This window comes from Glaciimonas immobilis (assembly GCF_011947285.1).
Taxonomy (GTDB): Bacteria; Pseudomonadota; Gammaproteobacteria; order Burkholderiales; family Burkholderiaceae_D; genus Glaciimonas; species Glaciimonas immobilis.
The window spans coordinates 52,925-67,410 of sequence record NZ_JAAOZT010000005.1; the positions used below are offsets into that span (position 1 = coordinate 52,925).

Sequence of the window (14,486 nt, forward strand, 5' to 3'; positions counted from 1 at the left end):
AATGGCCCGCGCCAATAACCTCAGGTAAGGCCATTGGTACCAAAATCGTAATCATATTTCGATTTGTAGTCGTTTATCTTGTTGTCAAGTATGCTAGCGACCAATTTAGCGGTAATGCTAACGCTGTTCTGCGGCCGGGCCTGCCGGAGCAGAACGCCAGCCCCCCTTAATCCCTCGTCACTAGCGCAAGGCTAACGCGATTCTTGCGCACATACCGCTGGGGACGCTGGCTTGACGGTGCTCTTTTTTACAGTGAATATCCATTCCGCATATTGGGTTTTGCCTTCGAAATCCTTGCGTCCATTTGGAAAATTGCGCTGTTTAAATGGTTGCTGCGTACTTTTACTGTGGACGCCAATGATTCGGTCGCTTTCATTCTTCACAATTTCCCACCCACCATCGGCGATGTCGGTTATTTTTATAGGTGCCACACTTTCGGCGCTGCCTGCGCTATCACTCCCTGCCTTAGCGGTCGCACTGGACCACATCGGATCGATGAATATTTTCCGCAAATGCCGCATTACATGAAAATCGCGACGATCCTCCAGTAAAACATTTAAATTGGGTGGATAACAACCGCGCACTGGTCCGCTCTCGTAATAGCTCAAAATTGCGCTGGCGATCTGATCGCCATTGAATAGCAGATCGGCCTCTTTTTCCCTCGCCAGACGCACCGACAAATCGCCCGAAAGCTTAAAAGCCATGATGCTCATGACGGCAACGATAATCAGAACTGAGAGATAAGCAAAGCCGCGCTTCTTATCATGGTTATACGCCTGATATCGCTTACCATTGCGCATACGCCTCTCCTCCCAGCGAGGTGCCGGGTGCACCGCTTCGTACCTCCTGGATCAGCGCATCGTCATCAACCTCGGTGACCCACGAGTCACGGCGGCCGGTGACAGGATCTAGCGGTACTTCTTTTAAATAACGTCGACTTACAAGATCGTCCAGCGTTTGCGGTCCGGCCGCGAGATCTTGCCGATAGTTATCGATTGCTTCACGTAATCCGCGAATATTGTGTTGTAACACCACCTCTTTTGCACGTTCTGTCTGCTTGAAGTATTTAGGCGCTACCAAAGTCATTAACGTTGCAATGATCGCCATCACCACAAGTAATTCAATTAAGGTAAATCCTTTTTTACCATTGGTTGTATGGAATGCCATTCAGTCCCTCTTTAATATTGGTGGACGTAATATCAAAAACGTCCGCGCCAGACTGTGGCGCATCGTATGCACTGTCATAACTACGCAACTGCCAGGTATCCGCTGCAGGGGTGTCCGGGCAATTACAGGTCGGATCGCGCGGCATGCTGCGCAAAAACAAACGCTTTCCGCCGTTCAGATTATTTTTATCCGGTACGCCCGTCACCAACACCTCCAGATTGGGCGGATAGCCACTTTCGCCCATTGGCTTTGCAATATCGCCAACGTCGGATGCTTGCTTATAAGCATCGATTGCGCCGCGAATTGTGCGCAGTCCTTCGCGCAGCTGCTGCTCCTGACTACGCCGCGCCATCAACTCGGTCATTGGCAATAAAGCCCCTGCCAATGCTGCAAGAATTGCAAGCGACACCATTAGTTCAATCAGGGTAAAGCCGCGCATCCTTTCAAAAATCACAGCTGCGCTGCGTGTACCCGGTGCGCTCCTCAGCCGAAGCGCCATGTTCTCTCCTTTTGCGAGACCGTCAAGGCCGATTTAGCCCGAGGCGCACCTGTTCCGATTGCACCATTTCCATTAACGACCTCCACGTTCTTCAACTCGGTAAAATTAACAGACGTGGCTGGAACCTCAGGCATAGTCTTTGTGAATGCTACTGTCATCTGGCGGCTGATATCCATGCGGTTAGAACTCACTTTTTTTTCGGTAAGCGGCGGCGGTATCAGCGCTGGCGCGCCCTGCTCGGCAGGTGCATCAAGCGGTGGCAACTCCTCCAGTTCGTGCACTTCAGGTAAATCATGTACTGGAGCAGGCTCGATTTCACGCGGCATCACAGACGCTGCGCCTCCAGATGTCAAACGCGCGCCGTCTGTATTGCGAAGCACCAGACTGTCCTGACTGACCCGCGATTCGGTACCCGAAATAAAGGTTGTCACATGCGCACCCGGCAACTCAAGCTTGCGCTCAATGCGCGGGGTAATGACCAGAACCAGTTCCGATTTTGCTTTATTACTTTCGCGATTTCCAAATAAACGATCAAGCAATGGCATCTGGCTGACACCCGGCAAGCCGGTTTTGTTATCCATATCTTCGCGATTGATCAAACCGGCAAGTATTTGCGTTTCATTGTCCTTGGCCGTTAAAGTCGTCTTGGTCTTACGCTGATTGACGCGGTAATACTTAGCGCCCTTCGGCGAAATTTCGGGCGTGCCAAGGCTGGATACTGTCAGGTCAATGTCAACACTGATTTCGCCATCCAGACTGATCGTCGGCAACACATCAAATTTAAGCCCGACATCCAGCATTTCGACTTTTTCTGATGTTGCGCCGGAATCTGTCATCAAATTGGTGATAACGGGCACTTTTTGTCCGATCTCAATCTGTGCTTTTTTGCCGTTTTTCACACGTATTTTTGGATTTGCCAAAACCTCCATGTGCGTCGCTTTTTGCAACAGGTTTAAGGTCACACCTTTTTGCGCGCCTAAATTGACGAACACGTTATTTTTTGTCATGGCGGTGAGCAAATTAAGCGGAATATTATTAGACTGGTTGGCCCCAACTTCCCCGTTCGTGATACCGACGCCCACTGACTCAGGATATTTCACGCCTAACTGGAGGGCGTCCGAACTACTTACTTCAAGCACCTGTACGTCAAGCGTTACTTCGGCCTCGGGACGATCAAGCGCCTGGACCAGGCGACTTGCCAGTTCGAGCGTCTCCGGCGCGTCACGGACGACGATGGCATTGATTCGCTCGTCGATATACACGTCCCTGGTCTTCAGGGTCATCTTCAAGGCACCGCTGACTGCTTTTGCGCTGGCATGACTAAGAAAGAACGTTTTTACCGCCATGTCGCGATATTCTTTGTCTTTACTGGCGCTAGCTGGATAGATCAACAACGTATTATGATTCAGCACCTTTTTACGCAAGCGATTGGTTGCCAGCAAAAGATTAATCGCATCTTCTGCTGTAGTCTTTTTCGCGGAAATACTTGCAGTAGCCGTTTTGGACACGTCTGCATCAAAAATAAAATTAACGTTCGCCAGTTTTGAGATGTTCTCAAAAATATTGATCAGATTATGTGAACGGAACGACAGCGACACCGGTTTCTTCAACGACGCGTCCAGCGCCGGTGCCAATGTCTTGGCTTCGGCCACCCTGCGCATCAGAACGTCACGTATCTTTATGGCGTCCGACCAGCCGGGGCGCTCTTCCAGTACTTTCCAGATTATTTGCAGCGCATCCTCAGGGCGACTTTCCGCCAAAACATGCGCTTCAACCAAAAGCTCCTTCAAATGTCTGCGGTTGTCGATCTGGTCGATCGCCTGACGTGCGCGCATGTTGCCGCTATCGTATTTGAGTACAGATTCAAATCGCTCAAGCGCCGTCTTCTCATCATTGACTGCCAACGCTTGTTCGCCTTCCTGATAGTATTTCCCCACAAGTTTGTCGACTTGTTTATACATTGCGCCGTCAAGCCGCATATCGCCTGGATTGTCTTTTTTTGCTTCGCGCAAAACGTCAATGGCTTCTTCAAGATGCCCTTGATTCGCCAACTCTTCGGTATTCTGAACGGCACGAGGAACCGCGCAACCTGCAATGACTGAAACCGCAGCAGCCATTAAGAGACTTTTAGCGATACGGTGTTTTAATGTAGACATGATTAGTTCCCTGTTCCGCTCATTGCTCTGTCAATGTCGACTGACTGCGCAAGCTGTAACGGTAAATAAGTAAAAGTAATACGTTCGTTTTCGATTTTGTCGAGGCGGTAGTTTGGCACCAGTACATCGCCAACCTGCGGACTTTCCAACTTCCCGCATCCCTGACACAGAATGATGGTTTGCTCGCCTTTGGATAAGATGATTTTGCGTTGCGCCCCATCGACCCAGACCCCGCTAACCGTGAACGGGATAGGCGGTGCGCGAACAGGTTCCGGCGGCGGCTGGATTACTGCAGCACCGCCTGCGCCCATGCCTGCATCGGCATTGGCGACCGGCGCGATAATCGGAGGTCCTTGATAGGGAAATAAATTGCGCGACGCAAGCGCAGTGAGCTCGGGCAATCCATCATTTTTTGCGGAGCCAATGGCGCGCTGCGGCTTGACTTTAGGCGAACGCGTGTCGACATGGGGCGGATCTTCCTGCGCATCTTCGGTCAACATTGCATAACCGCAAGCGACAATGGTCAATGGTAAGAGTACCCGAAGGTAAAGTGGTATTTTCATTTGATCATCCCCTTGCCCGCTTTCATAGTCTCGGCCGTCATATCGACCGCGCCGGCCTGATTTACGTTGGCCCGTACCGGCTGCGCAGGCGGTTGCGCGGCGCCTTTTGCTGGGTCACGCACGGCAGCATTGTGCTGCCCGGCATCCTTCGGCATAGACAACCGCATCTCAATTGACAACATTTTTTCTGAAGGATTTTTTCTGGTCAATGAAAACGATTCCGCTTCAACACCGGGCATATTTGCCAGTTCATCCATCATCTGCCGGAACTGCGGATAACTCCCCACCGTAGGCAGCGTAATCAGCACGCGTCCTTCCGATTTAGCATCTTTCCCGCGCTGCATCTGCTGGTATTTCACTTCACGCGTATCCAGTTGATATTTTTTGGCCAAATCAAGAAGGTCTTGTTGTGCGACCGAAGCCATGGCCAGCGTCGCGGGAGCGCCGTTCGTCGTGTTCCTTAATTCTTTTGTACGCGCAGCCTGAAGCGTCGCATTTTGCGTCAATTGATTCTGTAGTCCGCTGATTGCCGGGCGCACAAAGGCGATATCGGCGGATACCGCCACGATAAGCAGCACGCCTACGCCTAAGCCGGGCAATCCCATTACGCCGGCGATCCGATACCATTCCCATTTGAGGCGCAGTGGCAAACGCTGTAGCACCGCTTGCGACATCAGGCTTGATTCTGGATGAGGCACCAATTTAGATGCCAGCTTAGATTCGCCCTGAGGTCCAAGCCGAGCCCCCGCCTGCGCTGCTGACCGGCGTCTCAACTGCGCTACCATGTGCGAAATCGATTGCGATATCGTTTGCGATATCTTTTTTAATTGAAAAGTCGGGACGTTCATTTCCACCCCAGTACCAGACTTGCGTCCAAGATCCAGCCATCCTTGATGACTTCATTTTGAGCATGGCGCTGCAAAAAAACTTCGTTCCCAAACTGTGACTTGAGGCGATCTACCAGACTAAATAGCGCGTCGCTCGATTTCGCGTTGACGTGTAACTGCATGCGGCCACGACCTAAATCGGTCTCGATCCGTAGCAAACTGATGTCGTCCGACATTGCGGCTTCAATCCGCTTAAGGACGGTAATTGCGGATTCCGTCGACGTATTTATCACAGACGTTCCTGCCAATTTAATGGCGCGCCGGTGGCTATCTACCTTGCTCTGCAAAGTAGCCAGCTGGCCGCTTTTGGCTTCCAGGCGATCGGTTTGCCGACTCATCACGCCAATATCCTGCAAAAGCACTAAACTGGCAGCAACGGTAATGATCAAAGCGACGACAATAAAAACAGGAAGAAACCGCTCTGTCGCAACGACCGGGTTAGTACTCCGCTTATAAAGAGACATTTTTACTCTCCTGCGTTATGCTGACATGTGTGCCAACTGTTTCAGCCCCAGCTAATATGCCTAGGTCAAGTTGGCTGCTCTGAGACTGACTAGCGCTAACGACGTAGTCGATCACGTGAATATCGGTCGGGAAATAATTTGCCATCATTGAGGCAGCCATCACAGCTTGTTCCGGTGTTTGCCCGGTGCCGGGTAACGCAAAGGCGTTTACCCACAGACGGTCCCGCCGGAACGCGAACTCGTAACCGTCCGAATGACGGACCACGTAAACAGCATCGGGGTGCGAAGAACCAGAATATGCTTTGATCGACTCTGTCAATACTGTGCTCAACCCTAACAACCGGATTGCGTTTTTTTTGCAGGCGCTCACGATCTCATCGACGATATCGCGCCGAATCGCGCTGGCAATTGCCGCGCAACCAAACCGCTCCTGTGCAATTTCACAATACCAATCTGCCCGTGCGATACCGTATTGCTGTTCCAGCATCGACTCTGCGTAAGCAATGCGATCGGCGGGCACAATAACCTCGTCCTGCCATGGTAAAATCATGTGGTGCACGTAGGGATATCCCACTGAAACCGCTATCGCGTCAAACAGTGACAACGAACCACGCGGCAGCTGAGCAAGAATGGCATCGAGCGTGGCGACGCGATCTGCGGCACTACCCGCCGTCGACAACATCGGAAACGGCTGCGCCTGAGCCATCGGGCTCCCCCCCGGCCGGACTGAACTTTCTGTGCCGATTACGGCAATATATTTATTCCATCGCAATGACACGCTGCACCTCTTGTAATGTAGTTTTTCCTTGCAGAACGGCGGACATCGCCACTTCGCTCATTGATACAAATCCTTCTGCCTTGGCGATTGCCTTCAGTTCACGCATAGGCACCTTCTGGATCACAGCGTCTTTGAAAGCTTCGCTACAACGCAGAATTTCCGCTAATGCGATGCGCCCGTGAAAACCAGTAAAGCGGCAGGCGTCGCAACCTGGCCCAGCCATCAAGTTGGCGTTCTGACCTGTAACGCCGGAATGCAGAGGATGCAAGCCTTCGGTCGGGGGCAGCGCACTTTCAGCAACCGGTACCGAGCATGTGGGGCAATTGCGTCGGACTAACCGCTGGGCCACGACGCCGTTGAGTGCTTCCAAAAGACTAGCGGGCTCAACTCCCATATAAAGAAACCGTTCCAGTACGCTAAACACGCCATTTGCATGGACCGAGGACAGCACCAGATGGCCTGTCAACGCGGCCTGCACGGCGATACCCGCAGTTTCTGTATCGCGGATTTCTCCCACCAGAATGATGTCGGGATCGTGCCGCAAAATGGATCGGAGACCTTTGGCAAACGTCAGGCCTTTCTTATCGTTGACCGGAATTTGTAGCACGCCGTGCAATTGATACTCCACCGGATCTTCGATCGTGATGAGCTTTTCTTCACCGCTGTTAAGTTCAGAAAGCGTCGCGTACAATGTCGTCGATTTTCCGCTCCCGGTCGGACCGGTGACCAGCACCATACCGTGTGGGATCTTGACCAGACTGCGAATCCGATCTAGCGTATGGATATCGAAACCTAAAGTTTCTAGTTTGATGGCCTGATTCTGGCTGGATTTGTCCAGCACGCGCAGCACCGCATCTTCACCATGAATACTCGGCATAACGGATACCCGAAAATCGATATTCCGAGACTGGATACAAGCCTTGAAACGTCCGTCCTGTGGGATACGCCGCTCGCCAATATCCATGCCGCCAAGTACTTTAATGCGTGAGATGGTCTGCTCGGCAAACTCGCTACCCTGTACTTCAGTGATCGCCTGCAAAACACCATCAATGCGATATTTAACGACCAGGCCGTCATCAACACTTTCCAGATGGATGTCGCTGGCACGCGATTGCAATGCATCAAAAAGTGTCGAATTGAGCAGTTTGACGACCGGGCTTTGATCCTGCGAAATCGTACTTAACGATATCTCCACAACGTCGTCGGTTTGTCGCTCAGATTTATCTTGCTGGAACTGATCGATCGCACGCTCCTGCGCCTCAATCAATTGAAGCCGTTGCGTCACCGCATCGGGGATCGTGATCGCCAGCATCGCTGCATGTTCACTAGCCAGCCGTTGGGTCCAGTTTCGCGACGGAATTGAATCGGGGCGCCCCATTACCAGATGGAGCACGCCGTCGACGCGTATCGGCAAAATCTGTTTTTCCAGTACGCGCGCCAAGGGCATAATGTCAAAGTCACAATCCGCCGCTAATACTATCTCGGCGGGGATCGCCACCAGACCCATCATGCCAGCGACCTTTTCGAGCATCTCTGGATGGGTATTTAATAGCTGAGAAATTCCTGGCTCGCCGCTATCCGCCATATAAGCAGATAACCACGCTGGCACATCTATATTGAGGTTATTGGTCATGAGACACTTCCTGCCAACTCAAAAATCGGCATATACAGTAAAAAGACAATAGTTCCGATCAGGCCGCCAACGATAAGCATCAGAATTGGCTCAAATATTTTGCTAAACATTTCGATGGCACGCGTTAGCGCTTCATCATGAAACTGCGCAATCCGCTCACACATTCCGGCCAGATCGCCACTTTTTTCACCGACTCGGAGTAACCGTGCTGCCACCGGGGTTGTTAGATTTGCTTCCACCAACGCGCCCGCCACCCCGCGCCCCTCCTCCACATGCCGAACCACTTGTTGAAGGTCTGCCTGACGGTCTGCCGGGAGCAACTTTCCGGTTAATTTCAGCGCATCAACGACTTGCATTCCGCCCAGCAACAACAAACCGAAAGTCCGGTAAAATCGTGCCAGTACAAACAAAACCCGCTGCTCATTGAGGCGTTTAATACTCCACACCATTTTCCATAAGGCGTTTTTGACCTTGGCTGTACGTAAAGCCATCACACTGGTAGCGACGACGCCGCCCAACGCAATTAATAGTTCCATCCCGTGTTCAGTGACCATCCCGGCCCACCACACCATTAACTGTGCAGTGCCATTGAGGTCTTTCATGCCGCTAAAGACCGTGGCAAAGCGCGGAATCACAAACACCACGAGAAAGCCCAGAATCAACGCGCCGACAGACACGACGATCAGTGGATACATCAGGGCGCTCCAGACTTTCTTTTTTAATCCGGCAATCTGCACTTCATAGTGATGAAACCGGCCCAGCGCCTGCGGTAACTGCCCGCTGTGTTCGGACGACGCGACACTGGCAATCAGTAGCGTCGGAAATATCTCGGACTGCTGCTCCATTGCTTGTGACAAAGGTTGGCCGCGGTATAAATATGTCAGCAGCCCGTCCAGTACTTCTTTATGTTCTTCATTGGCAGATTTTTCGGCCAGTGCCTCTATTGCTTCGACCAATGCCAGTCCGGCATCCAATAGCGCAATCAGTTCCTGAATAAACAGGGCAAGTAAAAATTTGCTGCGCTTTTTAGCGCGCTGCTTTACTTCTTTTATGCGTAATACCTGGCCCAGCTTGGCACATTGACTTGTCGCATCGTTGCCATCTTTAGCTTGCACAATATGGTGCTCAGCATGTCCATCTCGCAGGACCAGCACGTCGAACTGCTTCATCGGGCGCTCGTACTTAATTGCGGGATCGGGGTGAATTTCGCGGCCCCAATCCTGATTGGCCGGTTTTTCAAGACGCGATATTGTCCGGCGACCTTTTTAATATAGCGCCGCCTTGCTACTGTGCGGTTGGCGCCGATGCCAGCGTTATAGGCCCCAACCGCAGTCCAGTTGTACCCAACGCGACCGACAAACTCAGCCAATATCCACGCGCCAACCATCACCGAGGTGCATGGCTCCGTCATCAAGCGTTTCTCTGTGATACCGAATGCGGCCAATCGTGGGAAGTGCAGCTTATTAATTTGCATCAGGCCGACATCATGCGAACCGTCATTGTTAGTGTTGTAAGCGGCTACATTCATACCCGACTCAACATGCGCGATTGCCTGTAGCAAAAGCGGATCAATGTTGTAGCGTGCACCGGCTTCCTCCCAACAGGCAGCATGTGATGGGGCTACTGCCGCGATGCATAAAGTGAGGGCTATCGTTGATATGTTCATACGTTAGAAACCCCTCGTAATATCTTTATTTTTGCCGGAACCTCCGAGTTGACCATCAGCACCCAACGACAAAATTTCAACTTCGTGCGTTGCATTAGCATCGCGCGCCGGGTTATGCCAGACATACGCATGATCCCAGGGATCTTTTGGCACTTCATTGTTCAGGTAAGGGCCTTTCCAGTTATTTTCGCCAGCGGGCTGGACGATCAACGCTTCCAATCCTTGCTCTTCGGTTGGATACTCCCCAGTATCTATACGATATTGGCCCAGCACGTCGGCTAATGTTTTCATTTGCGACGCAGCGGCGCTCTCTTTTGCCTGCTCGATTTTTCCGAATAGTTTTGGACCGACATAGCCTGCCAGCAGTGCCGTGATCAACAGAACCACTAACAACTCAAGCAACGTAAAACCGCGTTGGAATTTGGATTTTAAATTCATCATATACATTTCCTTAATAAATCAGAGGCTGTTGAGCCGACGTAAATTTTTTGTTACCGTCACAAGGTCCCTAAGCTGCTGGACGATGATTCGGCAATAAACATTCCAGATATGGCTTAATGCAATTTTTGCTCAATCGCGGCTGCGGGAGCGTAACCACTAATGCGCGTTCCATCATCAAAGATAAGGACTGGCGTTCCCCGAATATCAAAGCTGCGTCCGAGGTCCAGCAACTCTTGTAGTCGGGATGAGCAAAGTGGATTCCTGGCCGGAGATTTACCTTGCAGCATCCAGTCGCCCCACGCTGCGGATGGATCCGGTGCGCAAAGAACATCGCTCGCTTTATCACGTGAAGATGCTGATAAAAAAGGAAAAATAAAAGTATGAACGGTCAAATTTTTGATCTTGGCAAGCTCAGCCTCGACGCGCTTGCAATAGCTACAGTTGGGATCGGAAAAAACTGCAATTTGACGCTTGCCGGTGCCCTGAATGCGTGTAACCGATTTCTCCATCGGTAGACGGTTCCAGAGGTTTTTATCTGCGCTTTTGACATCATTTAGTGCCACGGTCTGACGAGAAAAAGCGCCGCGAATATTTTTAAATAATTGGTAGTGCTCTGCAGCTGGTGCCGGTTCACCGCTATCGTATTGGCTATCTGTCAACGAAGCAAAAGTACCCAAACGCTGCGCATCATCTGGCTGCAAACCGGCGGCAATATTCGATGCCATTGCGAGGGGGGCAGATACCAGAAGAGAAAACGCTACGGCGGTCATGATGATATTTTTATGCATGGTGGAAGGCTCCTGATGAGATGAGCAACTTTCTGAACTGGCTGATACGCCGGATCTCTTGGCTCGAATTAAATGGATAACGAAGTTTCACAGGGAAAGTGATTCTGGGAAATGGGATTTATCCCAAAGTACGCATCAATTTGGGATGCCATGCACGCCCGTTCAGCCCTATTTTTTTTAAAACGTGAGTCGCACCATTTCGTTAGCCGCTGGTGCGCCTGCAGCGCAATAGGCGTTGTTGGATCAATCAATAAAGTGATAACAGGAAGGCTTCTACCCGAATGGCGCGCAGCCTCATCGATAGTAAATCTGCGACCAGCCTGGACTGCAGTGTTCCGTACATGCCCGTCAAGCATTCGATCATCGGCATTGCTCCGTGGCCCCGCGCTCCTCATCAATGGCTTCAATTCATCGCTGGGGTTCGGCTGAGGTGAGCAATCTATCTCAATAATCCCATGCGCTTGAGGAAGAATAAAAGCGACGAGTATGACGGGGCTCCCGGCGACGCTTGCATCAGCGACCGAGAAAATTTGTTCGATAATTTTGACAATCCAATTGTTTCACCGAGTCTTCAAAATAATTTTCTCGTACAAAAATATGCAAGAGGATAGTAAATATCGGAACAAAAAACAATGAGAATTATCTAAATTTTCCTAAGAATATTCTGTACTTACAAGACTATTCTTAGACCGCCATAGGAGAAAAAATAAGACGCTATAAAAAACCCCATAAATGCCTTATAAAAAAATAAAAATGTGCACACTTTCTATAAAAAAAAATTATAAATCCTATCGGACTGGCTCTAGATATAGCTAATTGAGACTACAGACAAATCTGTAGAAAAACCAGATACCAAGAATTATCTGTAGTGAATATAGATTTATCTCTGTGATTTATAGGATTTATCTAGTTACATTGAGCGCAGTAACTAGTCAGAATGTGTCTCATCATTCGAATCGAATTTACTAAAAATTCGTACTCATCAAGCGTCATAGATGTGTGCCGATCTCGCGTATCAGGACGTACCATAATTTACGTTCCGCCACGTAAGCAAAGCGTGAATCCCATGATAAAGCGGAATAATATTTGAAACAGCATTGCAGTATCCAGAGCCTTTGGCGTGAGACGCTGGAATCGATGAAACGCCGTGACTATAATTTTCTTATTATTTTTGTCACCTTATTTTTGGCCTCGACACTTTTAAATCCTGACCAACTGTGAATACCGATGTGAGACCTGAGCAGCAACATCGCTGCCGGAAAAACATGATCGCAGGTGGACTACCAACTATCCATTACACTATGAAAAATCGTTTCAAACTCACTCCGTTAGCAGTTGTTCTGAGCGTTCTCTTTCTCAATAATGTTCAGGCACAAGCGATTGCTTCTACCGCGCCATCAGAACACCCGCTTATCGCGCAACAAAGCGCGCCTCTGCCAGAGGTCGTCGTGACTGCACCTCAAATGTCCGCGCCGTTGACAGTGGTCACCGATCCAAAAGCACCACGACAACCGGTTCCTGCGCATGACGGTGCCGATTACCTTAAAACAATTCCAGGTTTTTCGATAGTTCGCAAGGGCGGCACCGATGGTGATCCCGTCCTGCGCGGCATGGCCGGATCGCGTTTGAATATCGCGACCGATGGACAACAGATTTTGGGCGGCTGCGGCGGTCGCATGGACCCACCAACTGCGTACATATTCCCTGCGGAATACGACACCATCACCGTCATCAAAGGGCCGCAAACTGTACTTTACGGTCCCGGCAGTTCTGCCGGAACGGTACTTTTCGAGCGCAGCACCTTACGTGCCGCGCCCGGTCTGAAGATGAACACGAGTATTATGGCAGGCAGCTTCGGTCGACAAGATGAGGTCGCCAGCGCACGATATAGCTTGTCCGATTTTTACGCTGAGGCTGGTGCCACGCGCTCACATTCCGACGATTATCGCGATGGAAACGGCAACTCTGTGCACTCTTCCTACACACGCTGGAGCAGTCGCGCAGCATTCGGCTGGACTCCTGACGACAACACCTTGCTTGAGCTTTCTGTTGCGAAAAGCGACGGACACGCCGCCTACGCAGACCGTGGCATGGATGGCGCACGTTTTGCACGCTCCAATCTCGGACTGAAATTTCAAAAGCGTAACATCTCGCCAGTAGTGAAAAAAATTGAGGCTCAGATTTATCGCAATTACATCGATCACGTAATGGATAATTACAGTCTGCGTACACCGCCGCCGAAGAGCATGTTCATGGCGAGCAATCCTGATCGCACCACTGAAGGTGGGCGCGCTGCGATTACCTTGAATCTGACGGACACGACGCAACTGATCACAGGTTTCGATATGCAAAGCAACACCCATACTTCGCGCATGGGCATGGGAATGAACGCCAGCGAAGCCTCCTATCAAAATAAGCCTCGCGTGACTAATGCACACTTCTCAAACGTCGGCATATTTGGTGAATTGACGCAACATCTGGGCGAAAAAGAAAACAGCCGAATCATTTCAGGTCTGCGGACTGACTTTTGGCATGCCTCTGACGAGCGTAAAGCGACTGCCATCGCTGGCAACACCACGCGTCGTAACGCTACGCTAGGCAGCGGATTCTCGCGCTATGAGTACGATCTTGCAGCGGTTCCGATGACGGTCTATGCGGGTCTGGGCGTCGCCCAACGCTTCCCCGATTATTGGGAGCTGATTTCAAAGGAAAGCGCTACCAGTAATAGCGCGTTCGGCACCAAACCAGAAAAAACCACACAACTGGATATCGGCGCGCTATATCAAGCCGGTCCCTGGAGCGTGACCGCGTCCGGCTTTTACAGCCGGGTACAAGACTTTATCCTGATTCAGTCGAATGTGAGTAAAGGTTCAAGGTCCGGCATTTCCATCGCCCGCAATGTCGCGGCGACCACCTGGGGCGGAGAAGTCGGTGCGGCTTATGCGTTAAATCAACTATGGAAACTCGACGGTTCCGTTAACTATGTACGCGGTAACAATCGCACTGACAATACGCCGTTGGCGCAAATGCCACCGCTGGAAAGCAAGTTCGGACTGACCTTCGATAATCAAACGTTTTCTCTGGCATCCATGGTTCGCTCCGTGGCAGCACAAAAACGTTTCGACCTCAACAAAGGCAATATCGCAGGACAAGATCTGGGTGCCAGTTCCGGGTTCACGATTTTCTCAGTGAATGCCGGATGGAAGCCGCGTAAAGACGTACTTGTCTCCGCCGGGATCGACAATCTGACCAACAAAACCTACGCAGAACATCTGAGCCGCCGTGGCGCAGCATTACCCGGCTATGATCAGACTTCGCGTATCAATGAGCCAGGCCGCACGTTGTGGGTTAAGGCGCAGTTTGAATTGAAGTAAGGCGGATGCTTGTGTTTTTTTGATATATCAGCGGCGTAGTAAATCGCTTTCAAAGGTGACGACATTGTCG

Annotated in this window: 14 protein-coding genes; 1 reads left to right on the forward strand and 13 read right to left on the reverse strand. The window is 50.8% G+C overall.

Going from position 1 to position 14,486, the window contains the following annotated elements; all coding sequences use genetic code 11:
• Positions 1-191 precede the first annotated feature (191 nt).
• From HAV38_RS08790 to HAV38_RS08850, 13 genes are all read right to left on the reverse strand, one after another.
• Positions 192-800 (reverse strand): type II secretion system protein, encoded by a 609-nt coding sequence (locus tag HAV38_RS08790; RefSeq protein WP_168054521.1) that lies wholly within the window; start codon positions 798-800, stop codon positions 192-194.
• Positions 787-1,167 (reverse strand): type II secretion system protein, encoded by a 381-nt coding sequence (locus tag HAV38_RS08795; RefSeq protein WP_168054523.1) that lies wholly within the window; start codon positions 1,165-1,167, stop codon positions 787-789. Before HAV38_RS08795 ends, HAV38_RS08790 begins: the two co-directional genes overlap by 14 nt.
• Positions 1,142-1,666 carry a type II secretion system protein gene (locus tag HAV38_RS08800; RefSeq protein WP_184013456.1) on the reverse strand — a complete coding sequence of 175 codons (525 nt, stop codon included), beginning with the start codon at positions 1,664-1,666 and terminating at the stop codon, positions 1,142-1,144. Before HAV38_RS08800 ends, HAV38_RS08795 begins: the two co-directional genes overlap by 26 nt.
• Entirely contained in the window at positions 1,651-3,822 is a 2,172-nt protein-coding gene (locus HAV38_RS08805) for a secretin N-terminal domain-containing protein (protein ID WP_168054525.1), read from the reverse strand. Before HAV38_RS08805 ends, HAV38_RS08800 begins: the two co-directional genes overlap by 16 nt.
• Before the next feature lie 2 nt (positions 3,823-3,824).
• Positions 3,825-4,385: a hypothetical protein gene (locus HAV38_RS08810; protein WP_168054527.1), complete on the reverse strand. Its 561-nt coding sequence runs from the start codon at positions 4,383-4,385 to the stop codon at positions 3,825-3,827.
• Complete coding sequence (locus HAV38_RS08815; RefSeq protein ID WP_168054529.1) at positions 4,382-5,233, reverse strand: hypothetical protein; 852 nt, start codon at positions 5,231-5,233, stop codon at positions 4,382-4,384. The genes HAV38_RS08810 and HAV38_RS08815 overlap by 4 nt, the downstream gene beginning before the upstream one ends.
• Positions 5,230-5,736, reverse strand: coding sequence for a hypothetical protein (locus HAV38_RS08820; protein ID WP_168054531.1), 507 nt, complete (start codon positions 5,734-5,736; stop codon positions 5,230-5,232). Before HAV38_RS08820 ends, HAV38_RS08815 begins: the two co-directional genes overlap by 4 nt.
• On the reverse strand, positions 5,723-6,442 hold the full coding sequence (locus HAV38_RS08825; protein ID WP_168054533.1) for a hypothetical protein: 720 nt from the start codon (positions 6,440-6,442) through the stop codon (positions 5,723-5,725). The genes HAV38_RS08820 and HAV38_RS08825 overlap by 14 nt, the downstream gene beginning before the upstream one ends.
• Before the next feature lie 52 nt (positions 6,443-6,494).
• Entirely contained in the window at positions 6,495-8,147 is a 1,653-nt protein-coding gene (locus HAV38_RS08830; protein ID WP_168054534.1) for a GspE/PulE family protein, read from the reverse strand.
• On the reverse strand, positions 8,144-9,316 hold the full coding sequence (locus tag HAV38_RS08835) for a type II secretion system F family protein (protein WP_168054536.1): 1,173 nt from the start codon (positions 9,314-9,316) through the stop codon (positions 8,144-8,146). The genes HAV38_RS08830 and HAV38_RS08835 overlap by 4 nt, the downstream gene beginning before the upstream one ends.
• Positions 9,313-9,813, reverse strand: coding sequence for a transglycosylase SLT domain-containing protein (locus tag HAV38_RS08840; protein WP_168054538.1), 501 nt, complete (start codon positions 9,811-9,813; stop codon positions 9,313-9,315). The genes HAV38_RS08835 and HAV38_RS08840 overlap by 4 nt, the downstream gene beginning before the upstream one ends.
• A 3-nt stretch (positions 9,814-9,816) precedes the next feature.
• Positions 9,817-10,254 (reverse strand): type II secretion system major pseudopilin GspG, encoded by a 438-nt coding sequence (gspG, locus tag HAV38_RS08845; RefSeq protein WP_311734908.1) that lies wholly within the window; start codon positions 10,252-10,254, stop codon positions 9,817-9,819.
• A gap of 113 nt (positions 10,255-10,367) precedes the next feature.
• On the reverse strand, positions 10,368-11,042 hold the full coding sequence (locus tag HAV38_RS08850; RefSeq protein ID WP_168054542.1) for a DsbC family protein: 675 nt from the start codon (positions 11,040-11,042) through the stop codon (positions 10,368-10,370).
• 1,265 nt (positions 11,043-12,307) lie between these two features.
• On the opposite strand from HAV38_RS08850, the gene HAV38_RS08855 reads away from it, so the two are divergent.
• Positions 12,308-14,416 carry a TonB-dependent copper receptor gene (locus tag HAV38_RS08855; protein ID WP_245182278.1) on the forward strand — a complete coding sequence of 703 codons (2,109 nt, stop codon included), beginning with the start codon at positions 12,308-12,310 and terminating at the stop codon, positions 14,414-14,416.
• Positions 14,417-14,486: the final 70 nt, after the last annotated feature.

Excerpts from the sequence above, each read along its gene's own strand:
- HAV38_RS08790 (WP_168054521.1), bottom strand. The coding sequence starts at position 800 with ATGCGCAATGGTAAGCGATATCAGGCGTATAACCATGATAAGAAGCGC.
- HAV38_RS08795 (WP_168054523.1), bottom strand. The coding sequence starts at position 1,167 with ATGGCATTCCATACAACCAATGGTAAAAAAGGATTTACCTTAATTGAA.
- HAV38_RS08800 (WP_184013456.1), bottom strand. The coding sequence starts at position 1,666 with ATGGCGCTTCGGCTGAGGAGCGCACCGGGTACACGCAGCGCAGCTGTG.
- HAV38_RS08805 (WP_168054525.1), bottom strand. The coding sequence starts at position 3,822 with ATGTCTACATTAAAACACCGTATCGCTAAAAGTCTCTTAATGGCTGCT.
- HAV38_RS08810 (WP_168054527.1), bottom strand. The coding sequence starts at position 4,385 with ATGAAAATACCACTTTACCTTCGGGTACTCTTACCATTGACCATTGTC.
- HAV38_RS08815 (WP_168054529.1), bottom strand. The coding sequence starts at position 5,233 with ATGAACGTCCCGACTTTTCAATTAAAAAAGATATCGCAAACGATATCG.
- HAV38_RS08820 (WP_168054531.1), bottom strand. The coding sequence starts at position 5,736 with ATGTCTCTTTATAAGCGGAGTACTAACCCGGTCGTTGCGACAGAGCGG.
- HAV38_RS08825 (WP_168054533.1), bottom strand. The coding sequence starts at position 6,442 with ATGGCTCAGGCGCAGCCGTTTCCGATGTTGTCGACGGCGGGTAGTGCC.
- HAV38_RS08830 (WP_168054534.1), bottom strand. The coding sequence starts at position 8,147 with ATGACCAATAACCTCAATATAGATGTGCCAGCGTGGTTATCTGCTTAT.
- HAV38_RS08835 (WP_168054536.1), bottom strand. The coding sequence starts at position 9,316 with ATGAAGCAGTTCGACGTGCTGGTCCTGCGAGATGGACATGCTGAGCAC.
- HAV38_RS08840 (WP_168054538.1), bottom strand. The coding sequence starts at position 9,813 with ATGAACATATCAACGATAGCCCTCACTTTATGCATCGCGGCAGTAGCC.
- gspG (WP_311734908.1), bottom strand. The coding sequence starts at position 10,254 with ATGATGAATTTAAAATCCAAATTCCAACGCGGTTTTACGTTGCTTGAG.
- HAV38_RS08850 (WP_168054542.1), bottom strand. The coding sequence starts at position 11,042 with ATGCATAAAAATATCATCATGACCGCCGTAGCGTTTTCTCTTCTGGTA.
- HAV38_RS08855 (WP_245182278.1), top strand. The coding sequence starts at position 12,308 with ATGATCGCAGGTGGACTACCAACTATCCATTACACTATGAAAAATCGT.